At 40.8% G+C, this 16,515-nt stretch carries 13 protein-coding genes; 5 read left to right on the top strand and 8 right to left on the bottom strand.

Annotation, left to right across the window (positions count from 1 at the left end; all coding sequences use genetic code 11):
* Positions 1–28: 28 nt before the first annotated feature.
* From L4F91_RS02415 to rho, 5 genes are all read left to right on the top strand, one after another.
* Positions 29–1,216, top strand: a complete 1,188-nt coding sequence (locus L4F91_RS02415; RefSeq protein WP_250351597.1) for a serine hydrolase — start codon at positions 29–31, stop codon at positions 1,214–1,216.
* A gap of 94 nt (positions 1,217–1,310) precedes the next feature.
* The gene (ybeD, locus tag L4F91_RS02410) at positions 1,311–1,613 is read left to right on the top strand and encodes a DUF493 family protein YbeD (RefSeq protein ID WP_250364189.1); all 303 of its coding nucleotides are present in this window, start codon (positions 1,311–1,313) and stop codon (positions 1,611–1,613) included.
* Between the two features lie 26 nt (positions 1,614–1,639).
* Positions 1,640–2,293, top strand: a complete 654-nt coding sequence (lipB, locus tag L4F91_RS02405) for a lipoyl(octanoyl) transferase LipB (RefSeq protein ID WP_250350808.1) — start codon at positions 1,640–1,642, stop codon at positions 2,291–2,293.
* A 17-nt stretch (positions 2,294–2,310) separates the two neighbouring features.
* Positions 2,311–3,273: a lipoyl synthase gene (gene lipA / locus L4F91_RS02400; RefSeq protein ID WP_250350809.1), complete on the top strand. Its 963-nt coding sequence runs from the start codon at positions 2,311–2,313 to the stop codon at positions 3,271–3,273.
* 234 nt (positions 3,274–3,507) lie between these two features.
* A complete protein-coding gene (gene rho, locus L4F91_RS02395; protein ID WP_250350810.1) occupies positions 3,508–4,770 on the top strand; it encodes a transcription termination factor Rho in 1,263 nt (420 codons plus the stop codon).
* 52 nt (positions 4,771–4,822) lie between these two features.
* Here the strand turns inward: rho and L4F91_RS02390 are convergent, their stop codons facing one another.
* The 8 genes from L4F91_RS02390 to bamC all read right to left on the bottom strand — a co-directional run bounded on the left by L4F91_RS02390 (position 4,823) and on the right by bamC (position 16,481).
* Entirely contained in the window at positions 4,823–6,025 is a 1,203-nt protein-coding gene (locus tag L4F91_RS02390; RefSeq protein WP_250350811.1) for an aspartate aminotransferase family protein, read from the bottom strand.
* Between the two features lie 342 nt (positions 6,026–6,367).
* The gene (gene tsf / locus L4F91_RS02385) at positions 6,368–7,213 is read right to left on the bottom strand and encodes a translation elongation factor Ts (protein WP_250364187.1); all 846 of its coding nucleotides are present in this window, start codon (positions 7,211–7,213) and stop codon (positions 6,368–6,370) included.
* A gap of 131 nt (positions 7,214–7,344) precedes the next feature.
* Positions 7,345–8,073: a 30S ribosomal protein S2 gene (gene rpsB / locus L4F91_RS02380; protein ID WP_250350813.1), complete on the bottom strand. Its 729-nt coding sequence runs from the start codon at positions 8,071–8,073 to the stop codon at positions 7,345–7,347.
* A 277-nt stretch (positions 8,074–8,350) separates the two neighbouring features.
* Complete coding sequence (gene ppiD, locus L4F91_RS02375; protein ID WP_395897058.1) at positions 8,351–10,207, bottom strand: peptidylprolyl isomerase; 1,857 nt, start codon at positions 10,205–10,207, stop codon at positions 8,351–8,353.
* A gap of 133 nt (positions 10,208–10,340) precedes the next feature.
* Positions 10,341–12,755 (bottom strand): endopeptidase La, encoded by a 2,415-nt coding sequence (gene lon, locus L4F91_RS02370; RefSeq protein ID WP_395897056.1) that lies wholly within the window; start codon positions 12,753–12,755, stop codon positions 10,341–10,343.
* Positions 12,756–13,032: 277 nt separating this feature from the next.
* Positions 13,033–14,388 (bottom strand): glutathione-disulfide reductase, encoded by a 1,356-nt coding sequence (gene gorA / locus L4F91_RS02365; RefSeq protein WP_250364184.1) that lies wholly within the window; start codon positions 14,386–14,388, stop codon positions 13,033–13,035.
* A 121-nt stretch (positions 14,389–14,509) separates the two neighbouring features.
* The gene (locus L4F91_RS02360; protein ID WP_395897055.1) at positions 14,510–15,355 is read right to left on the bottom strand and encodes a 23S rRNA (adenine(2030)-N(6))-methyltransferase RlmJ; all 846 of its coding nucleotides are present in this window, start codon (positions 15,353–15,355) and stop codon (positions 14,510–14,512) included.
* Between the two features lie 121 nt (positions 15,356–15,476).
* The gene (gene bamC / locus L4F91_RS02355; protein WP_395897053.1) at positions 15,477–16,481 is read right to left on the bottom strand and encodes an outer membrane protein assembly factor BamC; all 1,005 of its coding nucleotides are present in this window, start codon (positions 16,479–16,481) and stop codon (positions 15,477–15,479) included.
* Between the last annotated feature and the right edge of the window lie 34 nt (positions 16,482–16,515).

Genomic DNA, 16,515 nt, shown 5'->3' with positions numbered 1-16,515 from the left:
TTTAACTCTATTTAGGACGTAATGAATGATGTTTAAATCTATGCTAAAAAAAACAAAAGTAGCACTTATCACCGCCACATTATGCGCGAGCCAAAATCTCTTCGCCGAAGAGATTCAATATGGCATTGCAGCGCCACAGCTCAATGCGCAAACCTATATTTTGATGGATTATAATTCTGGTGCGGTGTTAGCGGCATTGAATCCAGATCAACGTCAATATCCTGCTTCCCTCACAAAAATGATGACAAGCTATGTGGTTGGCGATGCCTTAAAACAAGGAAAAATTCATAATAACGATATTGTGACTATCGGTGAAAGTGCGTGGGGGAAAAATTTCCCCGGCTCATCAAAAATGTTCTTAAATTTAAATCAACAGGTTTCTGTGGCTGACTTAAATAAAGGCATTATTGTGGTCTCAGGTAATGATGCTTGTGTGGCAATGGCGGAACACGTTTCAGGATCTACACAGAATTTTATTAATGCGATGAATAACTATGTGGAACAGTTTGGCTTGAAAAACACCCATTTCACCACCGTACACGGTTTAGATGATGAAAATCAATATTCTTCAGCGCGTGATATGGCATTAATTGGCGCGCATATCATTCGTGATTTACCTGAAGAATACAAAATCTATGCGGAAAAAGAATTTACCTTCAATAAAATCCGCCAGCCAAATCGCAATGGCTTATTGTGGGATAAAACATTACACGTGGATGGTATGAAAACAGGGCATACCGACAAAGCAGGCTATAACCTTGTGGCTTCGGCATTAGGCAACGGCAATATGCGTTTAATTTCTGTTGTAATGGGCGTACCAACTTACAAAGGCCGTGAAATTGAAAGCAAAAAATTATTACAGTGGGGATTTGCTAACTTTGAAACCTTTAAAACATTAGAGGCCAACCAAGCTGTTTCCGAGCAAAGCGTTTATTATGGCGATAATAGCAAAGTGCAACTTGGCGTCTTGCAAGATCAATTTATCACCTTGCCAAAAGGTCGCCAAGCGGAAGTGAAAGCCCGTTATGATTTAGATAAAAAATACCTTGAAGCCCCATTAGCAAAAGGGCAAGTTGTGGGAAAAATCACCTATCAGCTTGATGGTAAAGATATTGCCAAAGTGGATTTACAAGTAATGAATAACGTAGAAGAAGGCGGTTTCTTTGGCAAAATCTGGGATTGGTTAGTGCTAACCGTGAAAAGTTTATTTAGCTAAACTTGAAATTCACAAAATCTTCCCAATCTAAAAGCTCAAATGACCGCACTAAACAAAGTGCGGTCTAAATTTTTAACAAATTTGAGGATAAAAAATGGCAGAACAAGAAAAAATCGTAAAACTTGAAGATATTCCACAAAAGCAACTTAAAGATCTTCTTGAGTTCCCTTGTCATTTCACCTTTAAAGTCGTGGGTGCAAATCGCTCCGATTTAGCAGATGATGTGATTTCGGTGGTACAAAAATACGCGAAAGGGGATTATAATCCACGTGAAAACCTCAGTGGAAAAGGCACATATAAATCCATTTCTGTGGATATTGTGGCTGAAAATATTGAGCAAGTGGAAACGCTTTATAGCGAGCTTGCAAAAATTGACGGCGTAAGAATGGTGCTTTAATCTCCATAAACAATAAGGCAAAGGCGATGACCCAATCCATTATTATCCGTCAACTTGGCGTACAAGATTATCAAGAAATTTGGCATAAAATGCAGAAATTCACTGATGAGCGTGATGAAAATACCCAAGATGAGATCTGGCTAGTCCAGCACCCAGCAGTGTTTACCCAAGGCTCCGCAGGAAAACCAGAACATTTATTACAGCAAAGTACGATCCCTGTGGTGCAATCAGATCGTGGTGGGCAAATTACTTACCACGGATTGGGTCAGCAAATTATGTATGTCTTGATCGATATTAAACGCCTGAAAGCACAAGGTAAAGATCTCAATGTACGCCAATTAGTTACCGCACTTGAGCAATCCGTCGTGCAAACGCTAGCAGATTATGGCATTGAAGGCTACCCTAAAGCCGATGCGCCCGGGGTGTATGTTGCAGAGAAAAAAATCTGCTCTTTGGGATTACGTATTCGCAAAGGCTGCTCTTTCCATGGTCTCGCGCTAAATATTAATATGGATCTCACGCCTTTCTTATACATCAATCCTTGTGGTTATGCGGGGCTTGAAATGTGTCAAATGGCAGATTTTATCCCTCACAGCGAGGCTAAGCCAGACAAGGTTTCGCCCAAATTAGTTACACACTTCACCCAATTATTAGGGTATAATTCCGTAACAAATTCTTAACAAAAATAGGATCATTAATGGCAACTCCTTTTAAAATGGAACGTGGCGTAAAATATCGTGATGCTGCAAAAACGTCCATTATCCCAGTAAAAAATATTGATCCCAACCAGCCTTTATTAAAAAAGCCTGAGTGGATGAAAATCAAACTTCCAGCCAATTCAGCGAAAATTGACAGTATCAAAAATGGAATGCGTCGCCACGGTTTGCATTCTGTATGTGAAGAGGCATCTTGCCCTAACTTGCACGAATGTTTTAACCACGGTACGGCAACCTTTATGATTTTAGGCGCAATTTGTACCCGCCGCTGCCCATTTTGTGATGTGGCACACGGTAAACCTTTGCCACCCGATCCAGAAGAACCGCGTAAACTCGCAGAGACAATTCAGGATATGAAATTGCGTTATGTGGTAATTACCTCAGTGGATCGTGATGATCTACCAGATCGCGGTGCAGGTCATTTTGCAGAATGCGTGAAAGAAATCCGCCAGCTCAATCCCGGAATCAAAATTGAAATCCTTGTACCTGATTTCCGCGGACGTATTGAACAGGCGCTTGAAAAATTAAAAGATAATCCGCCTGATGTGTTCAACCACAACTTGGAAAATGTACCACGCTTATATCGTGATATCCGCCCGGGGGCAGATTATGAATGGTCGCTTAAATTATTGCGTGAATTTAAAGCAATGTTCCCTGATATTCCAACCAAATCAGGCTTAATGGTCGGCTTAGGCGAAACCAACGAAGAAATTTTGCAAGTGATGCAAGATTTACGCACTAACGGTGTAACAATGCTAACCTTGGGACAATATTTGCAGCCAAGCCGCCATCATTTACCTGTGGCACGCTATGTTCCTCCTGAGGAATTTGATGCGTTTCGTGATAAAGCCAACGCAATGGGCTTTGAACACGCTGCCTGTGGGCCTTTCGTGCGTTCTTCTTACCACGCAGACTTACAAGCAAAAGGGGAATTAGTAAAATAATTTCACAGACACTTTTGCATTTTCTGCATATATTAAGTGCGGTAGAAAATTTCAATATTTTTCACCGCACTTAACTAGAATTAATATCACTAAATGATTTTCACACAATTTTTTATTATTTATCCCTTTATTATCTAGACATCACCGTCATTTAATGGTAATTTTACACCCATTCAATATTCAAACATCTTCATAAAAATTCATTTTCCAATCTAACCAACATTTCAAATTATTATGCATTTAACAGAACTAAAAAATACGCCCGTTTCTGATCTTGTGAAACTCGGTGAAGAACAAATGGGTTTAGAAAATCTAGCTCGTTTACGTAAACAAGATATTGTTTTCGCTATCCTAAAACAACACGCTAAAAGCGGTGAAGATATTTTCGGTGGCGGAGTGTTAGAAATCCTTCCAGATGGTTTTGGTTTCTTACGTTCCGCCGATAGCTCCTACCTCGCAGGTCCTGACGATATCTATGTTTCTCCAAGCCAAATTCGCCGTTTCAACTTACAAACTGGGGATAAAATTGAAGGGAAAATTCGCCCACCAAAAGAAGGCGAACGTTATTTTGCCTTGCTAAAAGTCGATCAAGTAAATGATGACAAACCTGAAGTTTCACGTAGCAAAATTTTATTTGAAAATTTAACTCCACTTCACGCCAATTCTCGTTTAAGAATGGAACGTGGTAATGGTTCAACCGAAGATCTCACCGCACGTATTTTAGATTTAGCCTCCCCGATTGGAAAAGGACAACGTGGCTTAATCGTTGCTCCACCAAAAGCGGGTAAAACAATGTTGCTACAAAACATTGCACAAAGCATCACTCACAACTATCCAGAGTGTGAGCTTATCGTTTTATTAATTGACGAACGTCCAGAAGAAGTAACTGAAATGCAACGTTCAGTAAAAGGCGAAGTGATTGCATCAACCTTCGATGAACCCGCTTCTCGCCACGTTCAGGTAGCTGAAATGGTTATCGAAAAAGCAAAACGCTTAGTCGAACACAAAAAAGACGTGGTGATTTTATTAGATAGTATCACTCGCCTTGCCCGAGCTTATAACACCGTAACGCCAGCTTCAGGTAAAATTCTTTCTGGTGGTGTAGATGCCAACGCATTACATCGCCCAAAACGTTTCTTCGGTGCGGCCCGTAATGTAGAAGAAGGGGGAAGTTTAACCATTATCGCGACCGCACTTGTGGATACAGGGTCAAAAATGGACGAAGTGATCTTTGAAGAATTTAAAGGAACGGGGAATATGGAGTTACATCTTTCACGTAAAATTGCTGAAAAACGCGTCTTCCCAGCCATTGACTTTAACCGCTCAGGTACACGTAAAGAAGATTTACTCACTACCCCTGATGAACTACAAAAAATGTGGATTCTACGCAAAATCCTTAACCCAATGGGTGAAGTGGAAGCAATGGAATTCCTTATTGATAAGCTCGCCGTTGCCAAAACTAACGAAGAGTTTTTTGAAATTATGAAACGTTCGTAAATCGATTAAAAAACCTCGTTTAATACGAGGTTTTTCTTTGCTATTTAATCTATTATAAAAATTTGCCTAAGGTTTTTTCTAAGCGTACAAACCCTTCTTGTAATGCTTCTTCATCAATATTCAAGGCTGGTGCAAAACGCAAAACATCGGGACCGGCGACTAAAATCATTAGTCCATTTTCAGCCGCACTTTTCACAAATTCACTGGCTTTACCACGATATTTCGCATTCAGCTCTGCCCCAATCAATAAACCTGCACCGCGAATCTCACTAAATAGATTGAGATCTTGATTTATCTCATTTAACTTCTGCATAAAGCGCTCAGAAGTGCGGTGAATTTTTGCTAAGAATTTCTCATCAGAAAGCACATCCACCACCTTTGATGCTACGGCACAAGCAAGAGGATTACCGCCAAAAGTGGTGCCGTGTACGCCAACAGAAAAGCTTTTCGCAATCTTATCCGTCGTCAGCATCGCACCAATCGGAAAGCCATTACCCAACGCTTTAGCAGAGGTCAGAATATCAGGCACCACACCATATTTCATATAGGCATAAAAATAACCTGTACGCGATAAGCCTGTTTGCACTTCATCAAAAATCAGCAAGGCATTATTCTCATCACAAAGCTGGCGTAAGCCTTGTAAGAATGCAGGATCAGCAGGTTTCACCCCGCCTTCGCCTTGAATCGGCTCAACTATTACTGCGCAAGTATGATCATCAATGATGGCTTTCACTGCTGCAAGATCATTAAAGGGGACGTGAATGATATCAGCCGGTTTCGGCCCAAAGCCGTCAGAATATTTTGCTTGCCCACCAACGCTTACCGTGAATAATGTGCGACCATGAAAGCTTTGCTTAAACGCAATAATTTTACTTTTCTGCGCCCCAAAATGATCTACCGCATAACGGCGAGCCAATTTCAGTGCAGCCTCATTAGCTTCCGCCCCAGAATTAACAAACATTACGCGTTCAGCAAAGGTTTTCTGTACCAATTTTGTTGCTAATGCCAACGTTGGCTCACTGGTGAACCAGTTGCTAGAATGCCACAGTGTTTCACCTTGCTCTTTTAATACTGCCACAATCTCATCAGGGCAATGCCCCAACGCATTCACCGCAATACCACTTGTAAAATCAATATATTCTCGCCCTTGTTGATCCCAAACTCTGCTTCCCTTTCCCTTTACTGGAATAAACTCTGCGGGAACATAATTCTGTATCATCACCTCATCAAAAATTTGTCTATTATAAGTGTTCATTTGCGATCCTTAAATTCACTGCCAGAGATGTAGGTTAGCATAAGCCAAAGTAAATATTTAATCAAATAATTTGAATAAAAAATCACATAAAATAAAAATCTTATCTTGTTAAGATCGCCACTAAAACATCAAACAAGGAGCGTAAAATAAAGAAGATAGGGAGGATAAAGCAAAGTGAGGGGTGGTATTATTTTAAGCTGAAAATGGGATATTCGATTTTTTTATTCAAAGATCAAATGATTGATGTATAAACATCAAGTAGAATTTTTATCATAAGATCTAGTGAATGATAATGAAAAAGCAGATCCAACAAAGATCTGCTTTTTCTGTTCTCAGCAATAATTATTTAGTCATTGCTGCAACTTCTGCGGCGAAGTCAGTTTCTACTTTTTCGATACCTTCACCGACTTCAAAGCGTAAGAATGAAACAACTTCTGCGCCTTTTTCTTTTAATAGATCGCCAACGGATTTAGATGGATCCATTACGAACGGTTGGCCTGTTAAAGAAACTTCACCTGTGAATTTCTTCATACGGCCTTCAACCATTTTCTCAGCGATTTCACGTGGTTTACCTGATTGCATTGCGATATCCACTTGGATTTGACGCTCGTGTTCTACTACGTCTGCAGGTACATCACTTGGGTTAACATATTCTGGACGACTTGCTGCAACGTGCATTGCAACGTGTTTTACTAATTCTTCATCAGCGTTTGCAGCACCCACTAATACGCCAATTTTCGCACCATGTAAGTATGAACCTACTACAGGCGCTTGCACTGAACCAACACGGCGGATTGTCATATTCTCACCGATTTTTGCAACTAATGCTGCACGTTTTTCTTCAAATTCAGCTTGTAACGCTTCGATTGTAACGCCTTTGTTGTTTAATGCGTAATCTGCAACTTCATTCGCTAAACCTAAGAAACCTGCATCTTTAGCTACGAAGTCAGTTTCACAGTTCATTTCAATCATTACACCATAGTCACCAGCAACACGGGCGATAATAACCCCTTCAGCTGCAACACGGCCTGCTTTTTTCGCCGCTTTTGCTTGACCTGATTTACGCATATTATCAATTGCTAATTCGATATCGCCATTTGCTTCTACTAACGCTTTTTTACATTCCATCATACCAGCGCCAGTACGATCACGAAGTTCTTTTACTAAAGATGCTGTAATTTCAGCCATTTTAAAATCCTCTATCCACAAAATTTGGTGCGATTTTTGACCGCACTTATGTAAAAAAGCAGGGAACATAAGCCCCCTGCTAACCAATTAATCGTTGTGATTAATAAGGGCTTTCGCCGCATTCACCTGAATTATTCAGCCGCTTCTGCTTCAGCAAATTTTTCTTCGGTTACCACTTCTTGTTGGCGACCTTCTTTTACTGCTGCCGCTGCTGCTGCAAGATATAGTTGAATTGCACGCGCTGCATCATCGTTACCTGGGATAACAAAATCAACACCATCAGGTGTAGAGTTTGTATCGACTACAGCAAATACAGGAATTCCTAAATTATTTGCTTCTTTGATTGCGATGTGTTCGTGATCTGCACCGATAACAAATAATGCATCAGGAAGCCCCGCCATATCTTTGATACCACCAAGACTTAATTCAAGTTTTTCCATCTCACGGCTACGCATTAATGCTTCTTTCTTAGTTAATTTATCGAAAGTGCCATCTTGAGATTGGGTTTCTAAATCTTTTAAGCGTTTGATTGATTGACGCACTGTTTTCCAGTTAGTCAACATACCACCTAACCAACGGTGGTTTACATAATATTGCTGACAGTCTAATGCTGCTGCTTTCACTGCTTCACTTGCTGCACGTTTTGTACCAACAAATAAGATTTTACCGTTGTTGCCCGCAATGCGAGTTAATTCTGCTAGTGCAGCATTAAACATTGGAACGGTTTTTTCAAGGTTGATGATATGAACACCGTTGCGTGGTCCGAAAATGAATGGTTTCATTTTTGGGTTCCAGTAACGAGTTTGGTGACCGAAGTGAACGCCAGCTTGTAGCATTTCGCGCATTGAAACTTGTGCCATAATAATTTTCCTTTTGTTTTGGGGTTTAGCCTCCACATACCAAATAAATCGACCGTTTGGCACCCCGATTTATCCCTGTGATATGTGTGTGATTTATTATTAAAAAATTAAGTTTGAACTTATTTTGCCTAAAATAAAAATGACTTTCTTAGTCTAGCCAAAATAACGCCGCACTTTATACCATAAAGTGCGGTAAAAAACTAGCAAATTTTTAGAAACCAACACAAAAGCGGCAATTTGTCATCACAAATTGCCGCAGTAAATTTTCTATTCAACATTATTCTTGCTGAGTTAAAAATTCTTGATTAATTTCAATTTTCGCTTTTGTGCGTAACGCCTGCAATAGTGCTTGCTGTAATTCTGTTTGTTGTGCTTGGTTTAGCTGTGCATCGAACTGTTTAAGCTGTTCAGGGGTTAATTCCCCGTCTTTAATGTTCGTTAGTTCAATCACTATAACGCTGTTATCGCCGTTTTTCGCAGCGGCATAAACAGGTTTATCCGTTGCTTTTTTCATTGCAAAAATCACATCACGCAGCTGTGGATTTTTATTTTCAGCATAAACCCATTGCGTTTTCTCACCAAATTGAATGCCATTTGGCAGAGCCGCATTGTTATTTGCATTAAGTGCCTGTGCCACTTTTTCAGCTTGAGCTATCACAATTTTTTCCGCTTTTTGCTGTTTTAGGTATTGTGCAATGTCATTTTTTGCCTCATCAAGCGTTTTCACTCCTTCTGGTTTATGTTCTACCACACGAACAATCAAAGAATGTTGTTCCCCCACATTAATTGCTTCTGAGTTTGTTCCGCCTTGGGTTAATTCAGAATCAAATAACGCTGAGACCACATTGCCATAATTGAGTGCGGCTGGAATATCATTGCGTGAGAAATAACCTGTTTCTTGTACATTTACGCCTGAAGCTTGCGCGGCTGCTTGTAAGGAATCAGGTTGTTCAAAGGCTTTCTCATTGGCTTGTTTTTCCATTGCGTAAAACGCTTTCGTGCTTAATTCATTGCGAAGTTTCGCCGCAATATCGTTTTTCACTTGCGCTAATGGCAGGAATTTTTCTTCTTCTACTTTGATAATATGGTAAGCATTATCCACTTTGACTGGTTGGCTATATTCCCCCACTTTCAACTCACGGGCTGCGGCTTCAAATTGTGGTGGCATCATACCTGCGACAACCCAATCCAAATCACCGCCATTTGCGCCAGAAATTTTATCGCTAGAATAAAGTTTTGCTAAAGCAGCAAAGCTTTCGCCTTTTTGTAAATCCGCATAAACTGCCTGTGCTTCTTTTTCTGTTGGAAGCTGAATATGGGCTAAACGCTGAGTCATATATTGTGCTTTGTTATCTTGATAATATTGTGCAATTTCTACATCCGTCACCTTCACATTTTTTTCCGCTGCTTGGTGAGTTAAATCCAAATATTGCACTTTCACTAATTCAGGTACGGCAAATGCCCCTTTATTGGCATTGTAGTAAGCACTAATTTCAGCTTCGCTGACTTGTTGTTGTGCGATTGTCGCGGCAAGTGGAAACTCCGCTAAACGCACATCCCGTTGTTGGAAAAAGAGTTGTGCTAAACGTGCATTTTGGCTAGGCACGGTAAATGCGGAACGCACAATTCCGTCATTAAGTTGCTGCAAGGTTAAACCTTGACGTAAATACTGAGCATATTGATTACCGCTTAATCCATTGGCTGATAACATTTGTTGATAAAGTGCGTTATCAAATTTGCCATCCTTTTGAAAAATTGGGCTGGTCACAATGGCTTGTTGAATTTGGCTATCACTCACATCAAGTTTTAATTCTGCTGCATATTGACGCAATAATTCTTGATCGATTAAACGATCTAAAACCGATCTACGTAAGCCATTAACAAATTCAGGGGAATCCGCGACTGCGGTAAATTGCGCCCCCAGTTGTTCACTAAAGCGTTGATATTCTTGATTATATTGTTCTAAGAAAGTTTGTTGTGAAATTTCTTCCCCATTCACTTTCGCCGCCGAGGTATCAACGCGTGTAAACATATAGCCTGCTACACCACTTAAGACAAATGACACCACAATTAGGGCGAAAATGATCTTCCACAAGATGCTGTTTGACGCATCACTGAGTTTTTCCATTAACATTGACGTTATCCTTAAAGGTAAGATTAAGACAAATTTTAAGAATTATAATCGAAAGCGCTTTGATTACCAGTATAAAAATAAAAAAGTCGGCAAAGATTGCACTTTACCGACTTTATCATTAAAAAATAGGCAATTAATTCACCGCACTTTCTGCACGTTTACTTTTACGGCGTGGCGTTGTTTTTTCTTCTTTTGCAATTAAGTGAGCAAAATCAATCCCTTCAGGTGGATTTTCTAAAGCAATGCTTAATACTTCATCAATGGTTTCCACGGCTCGAATATCCAAGCTATTTTTCGCATTATCTGGAATTTCTTCCAAATCTTTCACATTGTCTTTTGGAATAATCACAGTTTTAATCCCGCCACGATGTGCAGCAAGTAATTTTTCCTTCAAACCACCAATAGGTAACACTTTACCACGCAAGCTGATTTCTCCCGTCATTGCCACTTCAGACTTCACGGGATTCCCCGTTAAGCAAGAAACTAATGCGGTACACATTGCGATCCCAGCACTTGGTCCATCTTTTGGCGTTGCACCATCTGGAACGTGAATATGAATATCACGTTTTTCGTGGAAATCAGTGGCAATCCCTAATTTTTCGGCACGAGAACGCACAACAGTCATCGCCGCTTGGATTGATTCTTTCATCACATCACCAAGTGATCCCGTATAAGTTAATTTGCCTTTCCCAATAACCGAAGTGGCTTCAATGGTAAGCAAATCACCGCCCACTTGTGTCCACGCCAAGCCGGTAACTTCCCCCACGCGGTTTTGTGTATCGGCACGACCAAACTCAAAGCGTTTTACACCTAAATATTCATCAAGATTATCGCTGTTTACGGTGATCGATTTTAATTTTGGATTCAGCAATAAATTTTTCACCGCTTTACGGCAGATTTTAGAAATCTCACGTTCAAGTCCACGCACGCCCGCTTCACGAGTGTAATAGCGGATAATATCTAAAATGGCACTTTCTTCGATCTTTAATTCACTTTTCTTCAAGCCGTTACGCTCAATTTGTTTGTTAAGCAAATGGCGTGTCGCAATATTGAGTTTTTCGTCTTCTGTATAACCCGATAAACGAATCACTTCCATACGATCAAGCAATGGTCCCGGAATATTCATTGAATTTGATGTTGCCACAAACATAACATCAGACAGATCATAATCAACTTCTAAATAATGATCGTTAAAGTTCGCGTTCTGCTCCGGATCAAGCACTTCTAGCAGTGCGGAAGCCGGATCGCCGCGCATATCTGATGCCATTTTATCAATCTCATCAAGTAAAAAGAGCGGATTTTTCACCCCTACTTTTGCCATTTTTTGGATCAATTTACCCGGCAATGAACCGATGTAGGTTTTACGATGCCCACGGATTTCGGCTTCGTCGCGCACGCCACCGAGTGCCATACGAACATACTTCCGCCCAGTCGCATTTGCAATAGATTGCCCTAGAGAGGTTTTTCCTACCCCCGGTGGTCCAACTAAACAAAGAATAGGGCCTTTAAGTTGATTTAAACGACTTTGAACCGCTAAATATTCCAAAATGCGATCTTTCACACGCTCTAAGCCGTAGTGATCCGCATCAAGGATTTCTTGTGCTTTGACAATATCTTTTTTTACTTTGCTACGTTTATGCCACGGCACTTGTAGCATCCAGTCAATGTAGCTACGCACCACCGTCGCTTCGGCTGACATTGGCGACATCATTTTCAGCTTCTGCAACTCGGCTTCCACTTTTTCTTTTGCCTCTTTCGGCATTTTGGCGTCTTCTACTTTTTGGCGCAGTTGTTCGACTTCATCCAGCGTGCTATCTGTTTCGCCGAGTTCTTTTTGAATGGCTTTGATCTGTTCGTTAAGATAGTAATCACGCTGGCTTTTTTCCATTTGTTTTTTCACGCGCCCACGAATACGCTTTTCGACTTCTAAAATGCCCGCTTCGTTAATCATTAAACCGAGCAAATATTCAAAACGCTCTGTGACATTTGCAATGCTCAATACATCCTGCTTACGCGCTACAGGAACAGGCATATGGGCTGCCATTGTGTCGCTTAAACGTTCTGGATCAGCAATACTTTTTAAGGCTGAAAGCACATCTGGCTGGACTTTTTTGTTGAGTTCAATGTATTTTTCAAACTCTTCTAACGTGATATTCTGTATCACTTCCAATTCTGTTTCATCGCCAAATTGGGTATCCATTAAGGCAATTTTTGCCTCGAAAAAACGCCCATTATCTTCTAAATGGGAAATCTTAGCCCGTTGCTGACCTTCCACCAGCACTTTTACCGTGCCGTCTGGCAAATTCAATAATTGAATAATATTTGCCACCGTTCCTACATCATACACATCATCCACAGTAGGCTGTTCTAACTCGGCTGCTTTTTGTGAAACTAATAATAATTGTTTGCCGTTTTCCATTGCCTCTTCAAGACTTGCGATGGATTTTTCGCGTCCCACAAACAATGGCATCACCATATAAGGAAAAACCACCACATCTCGTAATGGTAAAACAGGTATGGTTTTTTGTTTTGTTCGTCTGGCGTTCATATTTTCTCTCTTTCCTATAAAACTCGAAATTACTCTTCCATATTGGGGCAATTTAGCAAAGTTCAAGTTCGTCACATCAACTATGCTAATCAGATTTCTTTCAGTGTACTCCATTCAAATTAAAAGTGCGGTCATTTTTTCACACAAATTTTATTTTTTCGCTTTTCTGACAAGAAAAAGAATAAAAAACATTCAATTTATGCTTGAAGAAATAAAAAATCCAACCGCGAAAGGTTGGATTAACTAAAAATGATGAAAATTTATACCGCACTGAAGATTAACGCATCGTTACAAATTCTTCTGAACCCGTTGGGTGAATAGCAACAGTATTATCAAAATCCGCTTTGGTTGCTCCCATTTTAATTGCAACGGCAAAGCCTTGGATCATTTCATCTACCCCAAAACCAATGCCGTGTAAGCCGACAATTTTTTCATCTTTGCCGACGCAAACTAATTTCATTCGGCAAGGCTGGCGATGCTGAGTTACCGCGCTGTACATTGGTGTAAATGAGGATTTATACACTTTCACATTTTCTGCGCCATATTGCTCAATGGCTTGTGGTTCAGTTAATCCCACAGTACCGATTGGTGGGTGGCTGAATACCACGGTTGGCACGAGATTATAATCTAAATGTTCGTTTGGTTTATTGTTAAACAAACGCTCAGACAAACGGCGACCTGCGGCAACCGCAACAGGCGTAAGTTCAATGCCACCTTCGATAATATCGCCTACGGCATAAATCCCTTTCACATTGGTATTTTGATATTTATCGACTTTGATAAAACCTTTGTCATTGGTTTCCACGCCTGCCGCAACAAGGTTGATATTCGCCGTATTTGGCTTGCGGCCAATCGCCCAAATCACTTTTTCAACCGTTTGCTCACGTCCATCTTCTAATTTTAAGGTGAAAGAACCGTCAGCATTTTTCACCACTTCTTTTGGAATAGCGTGAGTGTGTAAGTGAATGCCATCTTGCGCCATCACTTCCACAAGGGTTTCGACGATTAGCGGGTCAAAACTACGCAATGGGCTTTGTTTACGCACGAATAAGTGGGTGTCCACGCCAAGGCTGTTTAACACGCCCGCTAATTCTACCGCGATATAGCCCGCGCCTACCACGGCGACGGATTTTGGTAGGGCGTTTAATTCAAATACCCCGTCAGAATCAATCCCGTATTCTGCGCCATTAATGTCAGGACGCGCAGGGTAAGCTCCTGTTGCGATTAAAATATGATCAGCACTGATTTTTTCGCCATTCACTTCGACAGTATGCGCATCAACAAATTTGGCGAAGCCTTTGATCACATCCACATTATTTTTAGCTAAGACATTATTGTAAGAGGTGTGAATGCGTCCAATATAAGCCTGACGATTTTCCACTAACTTACTGAAATCAAAATGATTTACCGCAACATCAAAGCCATAATCAGGGGCATATAGATTGATGGCTTCTGCCACTTGCGCCCCATACCACATCACTTTTTTTGGCACACAGCCCACGTTTACGCAGGTTCCGCCAAGTTCTTTTGCTTCAATAATGGCACATTTTTTTCCATAGCTTGCTGCACGGTTAATGGAGGCGATACCGCCACTTCCGCCACCAATGGCGATATAATCATAATGTTTTGTCATTTTATTAACTCCCTAAATTACTAAATTGGGCTGTGAAAGATAAAAAAGCCCATCATAAATCTGCGCGTATTTTGCCGAAAAATCGGGCTCAAAGCGACTAATTAATCCAATCGGTAAATTCTTACTCTGGTGTGATCCATTTCACCGACCAACTTCCCGTGCCTTCTGGAACAAGTGTTTTAGTAAGGTAAGGCAGGATTTTTTTCATTTGGGCTTCTAATTGCCAAGGGGGATTTATCACAATCATTCCGCTTGCGGTCATTCCACGTTGGTCTGAATCAGGGCGCACGGCCATTTCAATTTGCAGAATTTTACGAATGCCGGTGTTTTCCAAGCCTTTGATCATACGTTTTGTTTGCTGGCGTAACACCACGGGATACCAAATCGCATAGATGCCTGTGGCAAAACGTTTTACCCCTTCTTCAATGGCATTGACCACCAAATCATAATCCTCTTTTAATTCATAAGGGGGATCAATCAAAATAAACCCACGTCTTTCTTTTGGTGGCAGTGTGGCTTTAATTTGCTGAAAACCGTTATCACGCTTAGTGGTCACATTGTCGAATTGTTTGAAATTATTGCGTAATAATGGGAAATCCGCGGGGTGAAGCTCGGTTAATAACGCACGATCTTGTGGACGCAATAAATGTGCGGCGATAAGCGGTGATCCCGCGTAATAACGTAGCGATTTGCCGCCATAATTCAGCTTTTTGATAAGGGCAACATAACGTGCCACTTCTTCTGGCATTTCTGCTTGCTCCCACAAACGTCCGATCCCCTCTTTATATTCCCCTGTTTTTTCAGCTTCATTACCGAATAAACGATAATGCCCGACACCAGCGTGAGTGTCTAAATAATAAAAGCCTTTGTCTTTTTGTTGCAGACTTTCAATAATCAGTATTTGCACGATATGTTTTAGCACATCGGCAAAGTTGCCTGCGTGGAAGCTATGACGATAACTCAGCATCAGTTTGCCCTTAAAAATTTGATAAAAAAAGACCGCACTTTATTTTTACGGATTAAGAGATTAAAACGAAGGGCGAACATACTGGCTCGCCCTGCTCATCAAATATATTTTTGATGAGACTTTATTTCGCGAAAATAGCTTGTAAAGCTTGGTAAATAGACTGTGCTTGATTACCTGAAAGGGCATTGCCGTCTTCATCTGTAATCACCACCGCACTTTGTCTGCCTAAATCAGCAAGTTGCATAGCATACTCGCCTTTTTCTAATTCAGGTGCAGCCACACCAAATCTCGCCCATTCTGTTTTTTCTAACGGACGATATTTTAATTCACGATAGCCTCGCCCCGGATTTTCTGACGAAGTTTCAAATCCTACTTGATTTAACGCGCCACGCAAACGTTGCCACGCTTGCTTAAAAGGGGCATTTAATGCTAATGCGGTACGCCCATTTATATCGGTGGTTAATTGCGTTTGAATTGGCGTGATCGCCGTGCTATTTAATTCATTTTGCTGCTTGCGATAAGCGCGGTTTAACTCGCCAATCAATTGGTTTAAACGATCAGAGGTGTAACGTTGCTTTTGTGCCATTGTTGGGGTGAAAATAATATTATCCCGCTTCATTTGCAAAATAGACACAACTAAAGCACTTGTGCCTTGATATTGCACTTGTTCGATCAAATAACGAATTTGTGTATCACCAATGTCATCAGCACGCCCCGTTGCCGCCCAATTAGTTTCAATACGATTGTCTTGATATTGGTAATGAATGCCTTGTTCTTTTAATAAACGTGCTACTTGGTTTAAGCTATAAACCGCCTCTTTTGAGGAGGGATACGCAATCAAAGCACGTTCACCATCAAACTGCGCAATAGAATTATTAATCATTGCAATCGGCGTGCTTGGTGGACGAATATCTACTTTTTGATGTGCTTGTTGATTAAGCTGTGGCAACGCATAAGTGTTATCCTGTGCTGGTAAATTTACGCCACCGCTTGCTAACGGCGCAAAACTCACTTGTTGCTGCGCATATTTTTCAAAGTTATCATTCGCTTGCTGTTTACTTTCATTGCTTGCAGAACAAGCCACGAGTGTCATTAGAATTGGTGTGCTTAACAACCACTTTTTCATCAATGTATCCTCAAGATTAAACAAATTTCATTGC

This window comes from Avibacterium sp. 20-126, assembly GCF_044358625.1.
Taxonomy (GTDB): Bacteria; Pseudomonadota; Gammaproteobacteria; order Enterobacterales; family Pasteurellaceae; genus Avibacterium.
This window is presented reverse-complemented; position numbering and strand designations above follow the sequence as displayed.